Source organism: Rhizobium sp. KDH_Rht_773_N, from assembly GCF_052946295.1.
Map to the genome: position 1 here is coordinate 3,599,424 of NZ_CM129525.1, position 14,284 is coordinate 3,613,707.

The 14,284-nt window shown below is 65.3% G+C and carries 17 protein-coding genes; 7 read left to right on the forward strand and 10 right to left on the reverse strand.

Annotated features, from left to right (window positions below; translation table 11 throughout):
- Position 1: 1 nt before the first annotated feature.
- From ACU8HS_RS17750 to ACU8HS_RS17760, 3 genes are all read right to left on the reverse strand, one after another.
- Positions 2-967 (reverse strand): DMT family transporter, encoded by a 966-nt coding sequence (locus tag ACU8HS_RS17750; RefSeq protein WP_447014802.1) that lies wholly within the window; start codon positions 965-967, stop codon positions 2-4.
- A gap of 82 nt (positions 968-1,049) precedes the next feature.
- Positions 1,050-2,540, reverse strand: coding sequence for a L,D-transpeptidase family protein (locus ACU8HS_RS17755; protein WP_447014803.1), 1,491 nt, complete (start codon positions 2,538-2,540; stop codon positions 1,050-1,052).
- 236 nt (positions 2,541-2,776) lie between these two features.
- Complete coding sequence (locus ACU8HS_RS17760; protein ID WP_447014804.1) at positions 2,777-3,427, reverse strand: dihydrofolate reductase family protein; 651 nt, start codon at positions 3,425-3,427, stop codon at positions 2,777-2,779.
- Between the two features lie 218 nt (positions 3,428-3,645).
- Here ACU8HS_RS17760 and ACU8HS_RS17765 point away from each other — a divergent pair, with 218 nt between their 5' ends.
- Both ACU8HS_RS17765 and ACU8HS_RS17770 read left to right on the forward strand, forming a co-directional pair.
- Entirely contained in the window at positions 3,646-4,176 is a 531-nt protein-coding gene (locus tag ACU8HS_RS17765; protein WP_447014805.1) for an AAA family ATPase, read from the forward strand.
- A gap of 152 nt (positions 4,177-4,328) precedes the next feature.
- Complete coding sequence (locus tag ACU8HS_RS17770) at positions 4,329-5,087, forward strand: alpha/beta hydrolase family protein (RefSeq protein ID WP_447014806.1); 759 nt, start codon at positions 4,329-4,331, stop codon at positions 5,085-5,087.
- A 33-nt stretch (positions 5,088-5,120) separates the two neighbouring features.
- Here the strand turns inward: ACU8HS_RS17770 and ACU8HS_RS17775 are convergent, their stop codons facing one another.
- Positions 5,121-5,801 carry a TetR family transcriptional regulator gene (locus tag ACU8HS_RS17775; protein WP_447014807.1) on the reverse strand — a complete coding sequence of 227 codons (681 nt, stop codon included), beginning with the start codon at positions 5,799-5,801 and terminating at the stop codon, positions 5,121-5,123.
- A 91-nt stretch (positions 5,802-5,892) separates the two neighbouring features.
- On the opposite strand from ACU8HS_RS17775, the gene ACU8HS_RS17780 reads away from it, so the two are divergent.
- Both ACU8HS_RS17780 and ACU8HS_RS17785 read left to right on the forward strand, forming a co-directional pair.
- Positions 5,893-6,549, forward strand: a complete 657-nt coding sequence (locus tag ACU8HS_RS17780; RefSeq protein ID WP_112703306.1) for an O-methyltransferase — start codon at positions 5,893-5,895, stop codon at positions 6,547-6,549.
- Positions 6,550-6,624: 75 nt separating this feature from the next.
- Positions 6,625-7,491, forward strand: a complete 867-nt coding sequence (locus ACU8HS_RS17785) for an SDR family oxidoreductase (RefSeq protein WP_447014808.1) — start codon at positions 6,625-6,627, stop codon at positions 7,489-7,491.
- Positions 7,492-7,507: 16 nt separating this feature from the next.
- On the opposite strand, the gene ACU8HS_RS17790 is transcribed toward ACU8HS_RS17785, so the two are convergent.
- The 4 genes from ACU8HS_RS17790 to ACU8HS_RS17805 all read right to left on the reverse strand — a co-directional run bounded on the left by ACU8HS_RS17790 (position 7,508) and on the right by ACU8HS_RS17805 (position 11,493).
- Positions 7,508-8,992, reverse strand: coding sequence for a DHA2 family efflux MFS transporter permease subunit (locus tag ACU8HS_RS17790; RefSeq protein ID WP_447014809.1), 1,485 nt, complete (start codon positions 8,990-8,992; stop codon positions 7,508-7,510).
- A 195-nt stretch (positions 8,993-9,187) separates the two neighbouring features.
- Positions 9,188-10,276 carry a hypothetical protein gene (locus ACU8HS_RS17795; protein ID WP_447014810.1) on the reverse strand — a complete coding sequence of 363 codons (1,089 nt, stop codon included), beginning with the start codon at positions 10,274-10,276 and terminating at the stop codon, positions 9,188-9,190.
- 104 nt (positions 10,277-10,380) lie between these two features.
- On the reverse strand, positions 10,381-10,644 hold the full coding sequence (locus tag ACU8HS_RS17800; protein WP_112571354.1) for a DUF982 domain-containing protein: 264 nt from the start codon (positions 10,642-10,644) through the stop codon (positions 10,381-10,383).
- Between the two features lie 648 nt (positions 10,645-11,292).
- Positions 11,293-11,493 carry a hypothetical protein gene (locus ACU8HS_RS17805; protein WP_112571356.1) on the reverse strand — a complete coding sequence of 67 codons (201 nt, stop codon included), beginning with the start codon at positions 11,491-11,493 and terminating at the stop codon, positions 11,293-11,295.
- Between the two features lie 191 nt (positions 11,494-11,684).
- On the opposite strand from ACU8HS_RS17805, the gene ACU8HS_RS17810 reads away from it, so the two are divergent.
- From ACU8HS_RS17810 to ACU8HS_RS17820, 3 genes are all read left to right on the forward strand, one after another.
- Positions 11,685-11,870, forward strand: coding sequence for a hypothetical protein (locus ACU8HS_RS17810; RefSeq protein ID WP_112703310.1), 186 nt, complete (start codon positions 11,685-11,687; stop codon positions 11,868-11,870).
- Positions 11,871-12,004: 134 nt separating this feature from the next.
- Positions 12,005-12,235 carry a hypothetical protein gene (locus ACU8HS_RS17815; protein ID WP_112571360.1) on the forward strand — a complete coding sequence of 77 codons (231 nt, stop codon included), beginning with the start codon at positions 12,005-12,007 and terminating at the stop codon, positions 12,233-12,235.
- A gap of 69 nt (positions 12,236-12,304) precedes the next feature.
- Positions 12,305-13,071 (forward strand): IS5 family transposase gene (locus ACU8HS_RS17820; RefSeq protein ID WP_447014811.1). Its coding sequence is split into 2 segments (ribosomal slippage): positions 12,305-12,629 and positions 12,629-13,071, totalling 768 coding nucleotides; the frame shifts between segments, so codons are not numbered across the junction.
- Positions 13,072-13,087: 16 nt separating this feature from the next.
- Here the strand turns inward: ACU8HS_RS17820 and ACU8HS_RS17825 are convergent.
- Both ACU8HS_RS17825 and ACU8HS_RS17830 read right to left on the reverse strand, forming a co-directional pair.
- Positions 13,088-13,723, reverse strand: coding sequence for a DUF1109 domain-containing protein (locus ACU8HS_RS17825; RefSeq protein ID WP_112758583.1), 636 nt, complete (start codon positions 13,721-13,723; stop codon positions 13,088-13,090).
- On the reverse strand, positions 13,710-14,276 hold the full coding sequence (locus ACU8HS_RS17830) for a sigma-70 family RNA polymerase sigma factor (RefSeq protein WP_112758585.1): 567 nt from the start codon (positions 14,274-14,276) through the stop codon (positions 13,710-13,712). Before ACU8HS_RS17830 ends, ACU8HS_RS17825 begins: the two co-directional genes overlap by 14 nt.
- Positions 14,277-14,284 lie beyond the last annotated feature (8 nt).

Sequence of the window (14,284 nt, forward strand, 5' to 3'; positions counted from 1 at the left end):
CTCAGGCTCCGGCCGCCTTTTCCTTCGGCTTCAGCAGGATGATGAGCAGCAGGCCGGCGATGATGAGGGCCGCGCCTTCGAGGTGGTAGGTCTGCAGCTTCTCGCCGAGGATGAAATAGGCGAGAACGGCGATGAAGATCGTCTGGATGTAGAGAAGCACGCCGGCGCGGGCAGCGCCCAGCGCCTCGATGCTGCGGTTGAAGAGGTAATACATGAACGCGCCGCCGGGGATTGCGACATAGGCAAGCGCCACGAGGCCGCTCGCATTCAGCGTCGAGCGTTCGTCGGCGGCAAGTTCGTAGAGGTAGAAGGGCAGGGCCGTCAGCGTTGCGGTGGCAAGCAGCAGCACGAGCAGGGCCAGCCGGTTCAGGTCGAATTTCGCGCGGCGCAGCAGCACGGTATAGAGGCTGAAGCAGACGGCGCCGGCGACGATCCACAGTTCGCCGGCATTGAAATCGAGGTGCAGCAGCGCCGCCGGGCTGCCCTTGACGATGATGGCGAGGATGCCGAGGAAGGCGAGGATGGAGCCTGCCACCTGCCAGCGCCCCATCGGCTCGGCCAGCATCAGGCGGGCGAGGATCATGGTGATGATCGGGATCAGCGCGATGATGATGCCGGCGGTGGTGGCATCGGCATGTTCGAGGCCGACGAAGATCAGGCCCTGGCAGACGGCAAGGCCGATGCCGCCGATGAACAGCAGCTCCGGGCCGCGCGCCCGCGCCAGCGCCAGCATGTCGGAAAAATGGGGGCGCACGATCGGCAGCAGGATCGCGAACGCGATGAGCACGCGCCAGAAGCAGAGCGCCCAGGGCGGCATTTCGGCGGAAACCCATTTGGCGGCGATATAGACGCCGGCCGACAGCAGCCAGCAGAGGACGCCGACGGAATAGGCTCCCGCAAGCGAACCGCCTGCCGCCTGTTCCGTCCCGACACTCTCGCGATGGACTGCCAGGACATGTATGGCCATCGGCCAGTTATGCCACAGTTTGCCGTCGCCGCACAGGTGAAGGCGGCGTCGGCAATAAGCGGTAGGCGGCGGGTGGCCGGGCCTAGGATTGCGCGCGGCTTGCGGTCGTCGCCGAGATCGCCGTCAGGGTCTGTGCGTCGCGGCCGTAAATGTCGTCGAAATAGTGGATGACGCCGTCATCCGTCGGCCAGGCGGTGAAATAGGCGACATAGACCGGCACCTGTTCGGGAACCGGCATGTCCTTCTTCTGGCCGTCGGCAATCTGCTGGTCGACGAATTCGACCGAGGTCTTGAGCACGGCGGCAGCCATCGCCTTGGGGTCTTCCAGGCGCACGCAGCCATGGCTGAACATGCGGTCCTGCGAGGCGAACTTGCCGCGCGCGGGCGTGTCGTGCATGTAGATATCGTGCGAATTCGGGAAGAGGATCTTCAACTGGCCGAGCGCATTGTCGGGACCCGGCGGCTGGACGACGCCGATATTTTCGAGCGGCTGCGACCAGTCCACCTTGGCCGAGGGCATGGTCTTGCCCTTGACCGAGACGACGTAACCTTCCTTGTCGAGATAGGCCGGGTCGCGCTTCAGGTGCGGCAGCATCTCGTTGCGGATGATCGATTGCGGCACGCCCCAGTCGGGGTTGAACTGGACCGTCTTGATCGACGCGTCGAAGAAATTGGTCTGGTGGTCCTGCTGGCCGATCACGGCCTTCATCGACAGCGTCAGCGTGCTGTTCTCGTAATAATAGGCCATGTAGGCCGGCTGGTTGATGAAGACGTAGCGGTCGGGGAATTCCTGCGGCAGCCAGCGCATCTCCTCCATCGCCACGATCACCTTGTTGATGTTGGCGGCGTTGTCGCCGCCCTGGCCGGAGGTACGCAGGTAATGCAGCTCGGCGGCGAGCTGGGCGAATTTCGGGTTGCTCGGCAGCAGGCGGTCGAAGACCACCATCAGGTCCGGCGTGGCGGAAAGCTGGGCGATCGTGGCCTTCAGGTCGACCGGCTTGCGCTTGAAATCATAATAGTTGGACAGCTTGTTGGGATCGATGCGGCCGCGGAAATTGTCCTGCAGGAACATCAGCATCCTGGCCGAGAGCGAGACTTCGAATTCGGCGAGGGCGCTGGCGCGGTCGCCCGATCCCCGCGGCGGGGCGACGGCATAGTCGCCGGCGTTCAGGCCCCAGTCGTCGGCCTGTTTGAGAAGGCTCAGCGCCTGCGCGGCCTTTGGCGTCGGCCCCTTGCCGTCCACCCAGATGAGCTTTGCCTTGGGCTGGGCGTAATAGGCCTCCACCGCATCGGCGATATCGTTGTTCATGACGATCTGCAGGCCGGCCATTGCGCGCAGCACTTTCGCCTGGTTGCCGCCTGCCGTTTCAAACAGCGCCGAGAGCGTCGAATCCGCATCCTGCCTGACGATATGGGCCGGCCGGCGCGCGGGCACGGCGTAGCCGGGTTTCGGCGCGGCCTGCGTGACCGGCGGCGCCGGCTGCGGCTCGGCGCGGGCGGCAAGCGCACTTCCCGAGAGCACCAGCAGGCCGGCAAGCGGTGCGATCCAGCGGGAAGATGTTTTCAGCGGCATTCTGATGTCCTCGAAACCTGATAGATACTGTGGCGGCGCGCGCATTCAGCCTGTGGGGTGAAGGCCGACTAGAACGCCAACATTCGGGCAGAAGATGGGCATTCGCTGTTTCAGGCAAGCCCATCAATGGCAGAAGCTGTTGGAACCAAATCACTTTTTCGACATCCGCGGCCCCGATTTTCGTGACGGCCGGACCCGCCGGGAAGGCCGCGGATATGTTCGCCGGCGGCCGGCCGCTATTTCCAGGTCCGGCGGCGTTCGAGCTCGGCCTCGGAGGGTTGGCCGGAGACGAACGAGCCCGGCCGGATCTGCCCGCCCCGCTCATAGGTTGCGATGATGACGCCGGTGCCGGATACGGCCGAGCGGGCAAGCTTGAGGGCGCGCGGTGCCGCGCCGCCTTCGAACAGCCGCTTGCCGGCGCCGAGCAGCAGCGGGAAGGTCAGCACGGTCATTTCGTCGATCAGGTCGTTGGCAAGCAGGGTCTGGATGAGATTGCCCGATCCCTGGATGAGCAGGTCCGGCCCGTCTTCCTGCCTGATCCTGCGCAGGGCCGCGACGACATCGGGGCCGAGGGCCTGCGAATTCTGCCAGGAGAGGCTTTCGGGCCGGTGTGTGGCGACATATTTGGCGGCGGGGTTGAAGGCCCTGGCGATCGCATCGTCCTGATAGGGCCAGTAGGCGGCGAAGATGTCGTAGGTCCTGCGGCCGAGCAGCAGCGCGAAGGGCCTGGCGAAAAGTTCGCCGATCACCTTGCCCGCTTCCTCGTCCCAGTAGTTGAAGACCCAGCCGCCGAACCGGAAGCCGTTGACGGGATCTTCCTCGGGGCCGCCGGGTGCCTGCATGACGCCATCGAGGCTGACGAATGTGGAGGCGGTGATTTTTCTCATGGTGCTTCTCCTCTCGTGATCTGCCCCAGGACGAAGCCGGCAGCAACATGCCGACATTCCGGAGGAATTTATGCGAATGGCCGGAGGAATTTATGCGAATGGCGTGTCGGAAATCCGTTTGTCATGCTTGACTTGTCGATGCTGCCGGCCCTGCGTGAGCGGGCGACGGGGTTTCCGGCCGATGCCGGGACATGCGCGGCTGGTCGAACGGGGGCGGGATGGGTGTCAGGAACTATCTGATCGAAGGCGTTTCCGGGGCCGGCAAGACCTCGGTCGCCACCGAATTGCAGCGGCGCGGCTATCATGTCGTCCACGGCGATCGCGAACTGGCCTATCAAGGCGATCCGCAGACCGGCGAGCCGCTCTGCGAGGCCGTGCTGCAGGCGAACGGCCGGGACGTGGATTTCCGGCACCGGCACCATGTCTGGCATGTCGACAGGGTCAGGTCGATCGTGGCCGACAAGAGCCGCCCGGTCTCCTTCTTCTGCGGCGGAGCGAGGAATTCCGGCCAGTTCATCGGCCTGTTCGACGCGGTCTTCGTTCTCGACGTCGATCTCGACACGTTGGAGCGGCGGCTTGCCGGAAGAGGGGAAGACGAGTTCGGCGGCAATGCGGCCGAGCGCGCGGTGGTTTTTCGCGTGCACGCGACCAAGGAGGACATTCCCGCAAACGCGACGACCATCGACGCCACGGCACCGCTTGTGCTTGTCGTCGACGATATCCTGTCGAGATGCGGGGAGCGTGTCTAGGGCTGCGCGCCCGCCGGCCGCTGCTGCGCACCCCGGAAATCCAGGGGAGACTTGACGGCCCGCCTGTGCGAGTTTCGCCGGGCACGGCAGCCGGCGACCTTGGCGGCAAGGTCCGCCTCGCTCCGGTTCGGGACGCAAAGCCGGAGGTGAAAATGCCCGATGTGACGCGACATCTGATCGACAGGGGTGACGGGGCACGCGTGGAGCTCTTTCAGGTTCAGCCCGAGAGCAAGACGCCGGAGGGGGCGATCCTCTTCGTTCACGGCAATCAGGGCGGCCGTCTGACCGGCGCGAAGGAAGCCGTCGATACCGGCACGCTGCTGCGTTTCTGTTCCCGCCTGAACGTCACCGCGGCGGCGGTCTCGCAACCGGGCTTCGGCGCTTCGGACGGACCGGCGGATTTCTGCGGCCCGCACACGCAGCGGGCGATCATCGCCGCGCTATCCTTCCTGCGGGCGCAGCCTTGCGTCGATCCCGGCCGCATCGTTCTCTACGGCAACAGCCGGGGAGCGGTGGCATCGGCCATGGTCGCAGCCCAGGTCCCCGATCTGCGAGCCGTCATCCTGCGCAGCGGCGTCTACGACCTCGAGGCGGTCTACAAGGGCAGTTCGAAAGGTTTGCGGTTCGCGATCGAGCAGGAAGCCGGCCGGTCCCGCGAAGCCTTCCTTGCACGCTCGGCCCTGCATCACGCGCCGAAAATCCGGGCTGAGACCCTGTTGCTGCACGGAAGGCTCGACGAGCGGGCTCCCGTTGCCCAGGCCGAACAGTTCTCGGATGCGCTGTCGGACGCGGCAGTGTCCGTCACGCTGCACGTCTTCGAATGTGGGCACGAGATTCCGAGGGAATACGCGCAGATGGCGCTGCGCTCCTTCCTGCAAAGGGTGTTCGATCCGGCCGTGACCTATCATTAGGCCGCGGCATGGCCGGGCCTGTTGGCGATGGTATCAGGCGCCGAAGACGGCCACCGCGCCTGACATCGCCTGACCGTCTGCCCCAAGCTTGCCCAGGCTGCGCAGATAGGCGCAGAACATGTCGACCATTGCGTCTGCGAAGGCGGAGATTTCGCTTTCGCCATGCGCCTCCTCGGAAAATTCCTTTCCGACCGTGCTCATCGTCGTCATGACCAGGTCTCCGGCCATGGCCCGGATCGTGTCGGACGCGTTTGGCAGCGTCTCGCGCATGAAACGCTCGATGACGGGGTCGTCGGCGCTCCGGGCTTCCTGCGCCTCCGGGGCGTCGCGATAGAGGGGCGCCGCATCGTTCAGCGCCACCCGCACGGCGGCCTCCTCGCATTCGGAGCGAATGAAGGCGTGGACCAGCGAGCGTAGCCGGTCCAGCGGCGGCCGGGTTTCGTCGCTGAGGACCTCGCCCAGAAGATGTGAGGTCTGGCGCCATTCGTCGCTCTGCAGCCGAAACAGGATGGCGGCCTTGTTGGGGAAATATTGATAGAGCGAGCCGACGCTGACGCCGGCTCTTTCGGCCACGCGGGCGGTGGTGAAACGCTGTGCGCCCTCCTGCGCCAAAACCTGAACAGCGGCTTGCAGAATAGCGTTTACGAGCTCGTTCGAGCGCGCCTGCTTTGGCGATTTTCTTGAAGAAATTCCGTTGCTTGGACGATCGGCCATAGCGGCGCTCCGCAAATGCGATTAGCGAATGCGACGGATTATTCGTATTTTCATTTCGAAAGCAAGCCATCCGAAATGAAGGATTTTTCCGATGAACACCATCGCAAGCGCACCGCTCGCGCCGCTGCTCGACCGGCTCTTTGCCGAGGCCGACAGGGCCACCAGCCCGGCCATGGCCGGGCTCTCCCGCGAGGAGCGGGAACGGCTCATGCACAGCAAGACCGAATATCTCGACTTCTACGGACGCCTGAAAGACCTGTGGCTGCCCGTTTCGCGCCGGACCGGAGAGCTGCTCTACATGCTGGCGCGCAGCACCAATGCAAAGACGATCGTGGAATTCGGCACGTCCTTCGGCATTTCGACGCTCTATCTTGCCGCTGCCCTGCGCGACAATGGCGGCGGGCGGCTGATCAGCAGCGAATTCGAGGTTTCGAAAGTCGCGCGGGCTCGCCAGAACCTTGCTGCCGGCGGCCTTGCCGATCTCGTCGAAATCCGCGAAGGCGACGCACTCCAGACGTTGAGCGCCGATCTGCCCGACAGGATCGACCTGCTTCTGCTCGACGGGGCGAAATCGCTCTATCCGGAAGTGCTGGCGCTGGCCGAAGGCCGGCTTCGGCCCGGTGCGCTCGTCATTGCCGACGATGCCGGTTACTGCCCCGAATATCTCGACCATGTCCGTTCGCCGGCGGGCGGCTACCTGTCCACGCCTTTTGGCGACGACATCGAGCTGTCGATGCGCCTGGCCTGACGTCGCCCGGTTCCCGCACGAACCCGACATCAACACGGGCTGCCTGACGGCCGTCCGACAATGGAGATCGCAGCAATGCACATATTCGTAACGGGTGCGACCGGCTGGGTCGGCACCGCCATCGTCGAGGAACTGGTCCGCGCCGGCCACAAGGTCAGCGGGCTTGTCCGCTCGATCGAGAGAGCAAAGGCCATAGCGGTCATCGGCGCAAAACTCGTTCCGGGATCGCTCGATGACCTCGACCTTCTGGCCGAAACCGCCGCCAAGGCCGACGCGGTGATCCATACCGCCTTCAACCACGACTTCTCGAAATTTCTCGACAATGCGGTGCAGGACGAGCGCGCCATCCACGCGCTTGGAGAGGCGCTTGCCGGAACCGACCGCCCGCTCATCGTCACATCGGGCCTGTCGGGCTTTCGGCCGGGGGCAACGGAAGCGGACCTTCCGAACCCGGCAGCGCCCCGCAGATCGGAAGCCGCCGCCCGCGCCCTTGCCGGGCAGGGCATCCGCGCGGCCACGATGCGTCTTGCCCCGAGCGTGCACGGCATCGGCGACTACGGCTTCATCCCGATCCTGGCGCGCATCGCCCGCGAGACCGGCGTATCGGCCTATGCGGATGACGGCATGAACTGCTGGTCGGGCGTGCACCGGCTGGATGCGGCCCGCCTCTACCGGCTGGCGCTCGAAAGCGGCGTGACCGAGGCCGCCTACCATGCCGTGGCCGACGAGGCGGTGCCGTTCCGGCAGATCGCCGAGGTGATCGGGCGCCAGCTCGGTCTGCCGGTGGAACCCCGCCCGCGCGAGCATTTCGGCTGGTTTGCCACTATGGCGGCGGCCAACATGGCGGCTTCCAGCGCCCATACGCGCTGGCTGCTCGGCTGGCAGCCCGCCTGCCGAAGCCTGCTCGACGATCTCGACCAGCCTGGCTACTACGCCCGGTAATTTCGCCGCAAGGCGTTCAATGCCCGCCCATCGGCTGGCCTTCGGGCTGGGCGGGCGGGCGCCTGACGTAGAGGGATGCCGCGACGGCGGCCAGCGAGATCAGCGCGCCGACGAGGAAGGCGGAGTGCATGCCGCCGACGGTTGCGGTCGCGGCATCTGCCTGCCCTTGAGTCAGCAGGCCGGCGCGCCAGGTCATGATGGCGACGTAGAGCGTGGTGCCGGCGGCGCCTGCGACCTGCTGGGTGGTGCCGATGATGGCGCTGCCGTGGGAATAGAGTTTCGGCGGCAGCGAGCCGAGGCTGACGGTGAAGAGCGGCGTGAACATCAGGGCAAGGCCGATGCTCATGGCGATATGCAGCGCAAGCACGACCCAGATGGGCGTGGCGACGCCGAGGAAGGTCATGCCCCACATGACGGCGCTGAAGATGAGCGCGCCGGGGATGACGAGGCGGGCGGGGCCGTAGCGGTCGAACAGGCGGCCGACGAAGGGGGCACAGAGGCCCATGATGAGGCCGCCCGGCAGGAGCAGAAGGCCGGTCGTCAGCGTCGTCTGGCCGAGTACCGAGAGCATGTAGATCGGGATCAGGATGAAGACGCCGAACATCGACATCATCAGGATCGCCATCATGCCGGCGGCGATGGTGAAGGTCCTGGTCTGCAGGGTGCGCAGGTCGAGCAGCGCCTTCTCGTGTTTCTGGAGACGGATCTGGCGCCAGACGAAGACGGCGATGACGGCGGCGCCGGCCGCGAGCATGAGGCGGGGATCGAGCGGCGCGGCGCTCGCCTGCGCGGCGCCGAGCTCGCTGATGCCGTAGACGAAGCTGCCGAAGCCGATGGCCGACAGGATGACGGAGAACACATCGAGCGGCGCCTTTGACGGCACGGTGACGTTCTCGATTTTCGCGGCACCCAGCGCAAGGGCGGCAAGCGCGATCGGCAGCACCAGCAGGAAGAGCCAGCGCCAGTCGAGCGAGGAAAGGATGAGGCCCGAAATCGTCGGGCCGATGGCCGGCGCCACCGATATGACGATCGAGATATTGCCCATCGTCCGGCCGCGCGAATGCGGCGGCACGAGGTGCATGATCGTCGTCATCAGGAGCGGCATCATGATCGCCGTGCCGGACGCCTGGACGATGCGGCCGACGACCAGCATGGGGAAGCCGGGGGAAAGCGCCGAGATCAGCGTGCCGGCGGAAAAGAACGACATGGCGAGCATGAAGACCGGCCGCGTGTTCAGCCGCTGCAGGAGATAGCCCGTCACCGGGATGACGACGGCCATGGTCAGCATGAAGGCGGAGGTCAGCCATTGGGCCGAGCTTGCCGGAATCCTCAGATCCGCCATCAGGTGGGGGATCGCCACGCCCATGATGGTCTCGTTGAGGATGACCACGAAGGCGGAAACGAGCAGCAGGCCGATTACCAGCCTGTTGCGGGCGCTATGATCTTCGACCGGCAGTTCGGCCTGTTCTTCGATCTCGGAAGTCAAGGGTTCACTGGTCATGGTGTTCCTGTATCCATGTCTGAGAGAAGGAGTTCTGCCTTAGGACGAACGTGCCGCGGCTTTTGCGACACGGGACATGCCTGTTTCCATGTCTTTATGTTTCTCTGTCTTTATGCGGGCGGGCGGATGCAAGGCGGTTTTTTCGCGCGATGCCTGTGCGGGCTCCCACGGCGCAGCAAGCCTATGCGGTCCCCGTCACGGCAGCCCCCATGCGGCCGGTGAGAAGGCTTCCGGCGGCAGGCGCATTTCCTGGGGATCGACGGGGCGGCGGCGCAGCGAGGTTGCCGTGTAGGACCGATCGGCGGTGCGCCCCGCGGCATCCTCCTTGAGCGGAAGCCCGTCCTTCGTCAGGCACTGGCGGCTTGCGCCGTCATGCCCGGCCGGCGCCGGATCGAACCATTCGCATGTTTCTCCGAGCACGGTGTCGCCTTTGCCGAGCGGGACCCTTCCGGTCGTCGCGTCGAGATCGGAAGAGGATGGAGCGCGCCGGCTGGCCCGCAGATGGCGATCGTCTCGGCCCTGCCGATAGAGGATGCCCCGATCCTCCCGCTCGTTCCAGATCCTGACCGTGACGGCGCCATCCGTGTCCCGCTGCTCGCGGTAGGACCAGGGATAGTGGCGCAGCAGGCGAAGGCTCGATTGTCCGGCGCCTTCCAGCGTGATCTCGTAATCGGGCCGGGACGGGTCGGCGGCATGGATGCTTGCCGGCCGCAGCCAGAACTCCGCCGTCAGGATTTCCGGCGGCGGGCGCATGTCTTCCAGCCTGACGGCGCGGCGCTCGAGGCTCGCCAGCCGGCTGTGGTAGAGCGCCTGGTCCTTCTCGCTGAGCAGCTTGGTTTCGGCGACGATGCCGTCGCCGGTCACGCATGACTGTTCGCGCGGCCGCAATGCGTCCGCCGTCTCGCGCCACCGGCATGTCTGCCCGGCAACGATCGAGGAGGCATCGAGCGGCCGGGTCCTGTCTGCGGCATCCGGTTTGCGTGCCGGCATGAGAAGCTCCATGAGCGTGACCTCGCCATCCGGCTGCCTGCTCCAGCGCAGAACGGGGGCGTTCCTGTCCGGCCCGAAGCCGATGCTGGCCTGGCCGTCGCGCAGCCGCGTCTCGGTCAGAAACATGCCGTCGTGATGGACGACGGTGACGGCCGGATCGGCCGGCCTGCCGTCCCTGTCGAGCGCCTGCATGGTGGCGACGTAATCCGGCGCGGCATCGCGGCCGGCTTGCGCGGCGGCCGATCCCGCAAGGGCCAGGCAGGCGATGGCGCCTGATATCGCCGCTGTCTTCATTGCTTCCCGGCTCCTGCCTGCGCGCAGGATCGCGCCGCCGCAAGCAGATGACGGTTTTGCCGGGAAAATCAACAGGGTCTATGCCACCAGCTCAAGCGGGGCCGTCAGTGGACGATGGTCAGCGCGGCGATGCCCGCCTCGTCGGCGGCGCGCAGGAATGCCTCGCGGAACTGTTCCGGAGCCACTTCTCCACAGATGGCGTCGATGCAGGCTTTGACGGCGATCATATATTCCTCGCCGTCATCGAAAGGCCAGTCCCGGATGAGCAGATATGCGGCGTCGCCGAGCGTGCGCACGACTGTGTGCGTTTCCCGACCGCGCAAAACCAGCCCGACCGGCGCGAATGCCGACGACGTGTTCCAGTTCATTATCCTCGACCCCTCAAGGCACGGAGATTGAAACCCTCAAACACACTATACGCGCGAATTATGAAATTCGGAATTGCGGATTGTGTGAATGTTAAGCGAGTGACTTATTTGCCGCGGGCAAAAGAAGGGCGCTCCACGACTTCATGTCGGAGCGCCCCCGGCTGCAGCGGCGTCAGTTGCGGCGGAGGCCGACAGCAGGCACGATCAGAAGACCGCATCGGGAACGAAATGGCAACGCCCGACGCCGAAGCCTGCCCGCAAGCGGCCCGCTCTCCACAGGCTATCCACAGCTTATCCACAGGGGAGGCGAAATCTCCGCCAACGCTTTCAACGACATATGCCCGAATGCGATCCGCCTGCTCCAGACGGGTGATGTGACCGCGGCACGACACAGGCACTATCTTCAGGGCAAACTGCCCTAAAGGCCACAATGCCGCTCTATGGTGGCCGTCCCTCCTTGAGCGCTGGGCGGCGGACGCTCGGAGGTGGGAGGCGGCAGGCGTGCATGAGGGCCTGCCGCCTTCACGGCCGGGATGGCAGGGACCGGCCGGGCGGCCTGCGGCTGCGCGCATAAAAAAGGACCCGCTCACCAGGGAGCGGGCCTCAGGGGTGCCCGGAGTCGGACGGGCATCGGTAAAAGGCGGGCGATCAGATATAGGCCGCGACATCGATGCTCCAGCTGTCGGGCATCTTCGACGCGGCAAAGCTGCTGACGCTGGCGGGACGGGCGTTCCGGCGGGCGGCTGCCTCGAGCAGGGCCGCAAAGGATGCCAGGCTGATCTTGTCGGCGCGAAGCATCTGGCGGATCAGCGGATCTTTGAGCATTTCCGATGGAGTCATCTCGTGCATGACTATCCTCCGTGACTGTTTTCCGACGCTTGCGGCATTCTAGGTTCGCATTGCTATGAATGCATGTCGCGGCGATGGCGAAAAGACGGCAATCGAAGTTCATTCGGGCTAGCTCCAATGTGGCATTGGCCTGCCAATTTATCGGATGCTAACGTAGCGGCCGGGAATGGACCGCAGCGGAGGACGGGCACATGGAGCCAAGAATGTTCGACGAGATCATGGTGGGCCTGGCCGCGCTCGAGGCCGAGATCGCCGCGATCAACGCCAGGCCCCTGCCTGCCACAGACCTGAAATATGCCAAGGCCCAGCTGAAGGCCAAGCCCGTCAGGGTCCGCAAGCGTCTCGGCAAGGCCAAGACGCCGAAACCGCATGCCTGAGCCTGATCCGGCAAGACGCTTTTTAACCATGAGCGCGCTTTCTGACGTTCGCTCACATTTTGCCGATTGCATATGACCGGGAAAGACGGTTTTCTTGCTCTTGGCATTCCTAATTCAGAGATATCCCCGACACCATGAACCGCTACGAGATCGAACGTCGCAACGACGACGAATGGACTGTCATCGACCGGCTGACGGGCGCGCCCGTGCCGCATCTGCCGGAAAAGCTCGGCAGCAGGCTTGAAGCGCAGGCGCTTGCCGATTTCCGCAACCAGCTGGCCATTCCGCAGCGGGAAAAGATCCGCTCGCGCCTCGATACGCTGCGGATCGCCTGGGCGGCGCTGACGGGAAAGCGGGTGCGCTAGGGACTGTACTCATAAACGGGATTCCCTTTGAGGGTCGTTCATGATTCAAACTCCGAAGGAGGAGTTTGCATGGCACGATTCGACCTCACTGATCGGGAATGGGCGCTGATTGCGCCGCTTCTTCCCAACAAGCCCCGTGGCGTGGCGCGGGCGGATGATCGGCGCGTTCTGAACGCGATCTTCTACATCTTGCGAACCGGCTCGCCGTGGCGCGATCTTCCGGAGCGCTACGGCCCTTACACGACGGCCTACAATCGCTACAATCGGTGGGCCAAGGCGGGCGTGTGGCTGCGGGTCTTCGAGGCGCTTGCAGCCGCTTCGCCTCAGTCGATGCAATTGATCGATTCCTCCATCGTCCGCGCCCACCAGCACGCCGCCGGTGGTAAAAAGGGGGTCCGGATCACGCCATCGGCCGGTCTCGTGGAGGACTGACCAGCAAGATTCATGTCGTGGTCGACGAACGGGGCTTGCCGGTTCGGCTCGCGCTGACGCAAGGGCAGGCTTCTGACAAGGCCGCCGCGCCCGGCCTGCTCGAAAGGCTTCCTTCAGCGTCTGTCGTCATCGCCGATCGTGGCTACGACTGGCAGCACCTAGTCGACCTGGTTCGACAACGCGGCGGCGAGGCCCACATCCCAACCCAGCGCGACCGCAGGGTCCAGAGATCAGTCGATCCAAGCCTCTACCGACAGCGCAATCTCGTCGAACGCTTCTTCTGCAAACTCAAACACTTCAGGAGGGTTGCCACCCGCTACGACAAGCTCGCCACCAACTTCCTTGCTGCCGTCGCTCTCGCCTCGGCTAGGCTGTGGATGCGAATTTATGAGTCCACGACCTAGGGGGCTTTTCCGGCTGCTACCAGCGCAGGATCCTGCGGCCGAGCAGGAAGCCGGCCGCGGTGGCGACGGATATGCCGATCGAATACCATGTCGCCAGGAATAGCGGGCTGTCGTCGGGGCAGTGCCAGGCATAGATGGCGGCGGCGATGCCGCCGGCGGCAAGGCCTGCCACCGCACCCGCCATGCCGGGATTTTCCGGGGCGCCGCGGCGCACCGAATAGAGGATGGCGGCAAGCGGCGCGATCGACAGCGTCGGCACGAAGAGCAGGCAGAAGGCGGAGAAACGGCCTTCCATGCTGCCTGCCCAATTGGCCTGCGGCACGACGATGAGTTCGGCGGCGATGCCGGCAACCAGGACCGCGAGCGGCAGGACAAGCAGCAGTGCCGCAGGGCGCAGCGGCACGCCGGGCCTGCCGATGCGGAAGGCGAGGCGGGTGGCGGTGACGGCGAGCAGCAGGGTCATGCCGATCTTGAAGAGCACGCGCGGCGTCCCGATCATCTCGGCCATGTCGCCGCGGATGCCGATGGTGGAGACGAGCAGGGCGGCCGAGATCGCGACGCCGATCACCAGCGCCGCCATGAAGACGCGGCCGAAGCGCAGCCGTACGCGCGCATCCTTTGCCATGAGGTTGATCAGGTCATCCGTTCTCACGTCTGTCGCTCCGATAGAGGGCCGCCAATCCTTTGAGCGCCCTGTGCAGCGCCACTCGCACGGCGCCTTCCGTCATCTGCAGCCGCTCGGCCGTTTCGCGGATGCCGGCGCCGTCGAGCGAGATCGACCTGACGATTTCGCGCTGCGGGCCGCGCAGGCCGTCCAGCATGCGATCGACATCGATGCGGTCGGCGCCATCCTCGTGGTGGTCGGCCTCCAGGGTCTCCATCACGTCCTCGATCGGCACCGCGACATGGCGGCCGCGCCGGCGCAGGCTGTCGATCAGCTTGTTGCGCACGATGGCGGACAGCCACGGGCCGATCGGCCGGGACACATCCCAGGTCCCGCGCTTCAGGTGTACTGCCAGCAGAACTTCCTGCACCACGTCTTCCACCTCGCTCGGCGGGGCACCGAACTGGTCGCAGCGCCGGCGCGCTATCGAACGCAGATAGGGTGTCACGGCCTTCAGGAACCGGTCATAGGCCGGTGCGTCGCCGGCGATTGCCGCGCGCATCCAGGCCGCCCATTCCTCTTCACGGGCCGAATGTTTCATCCGCCACT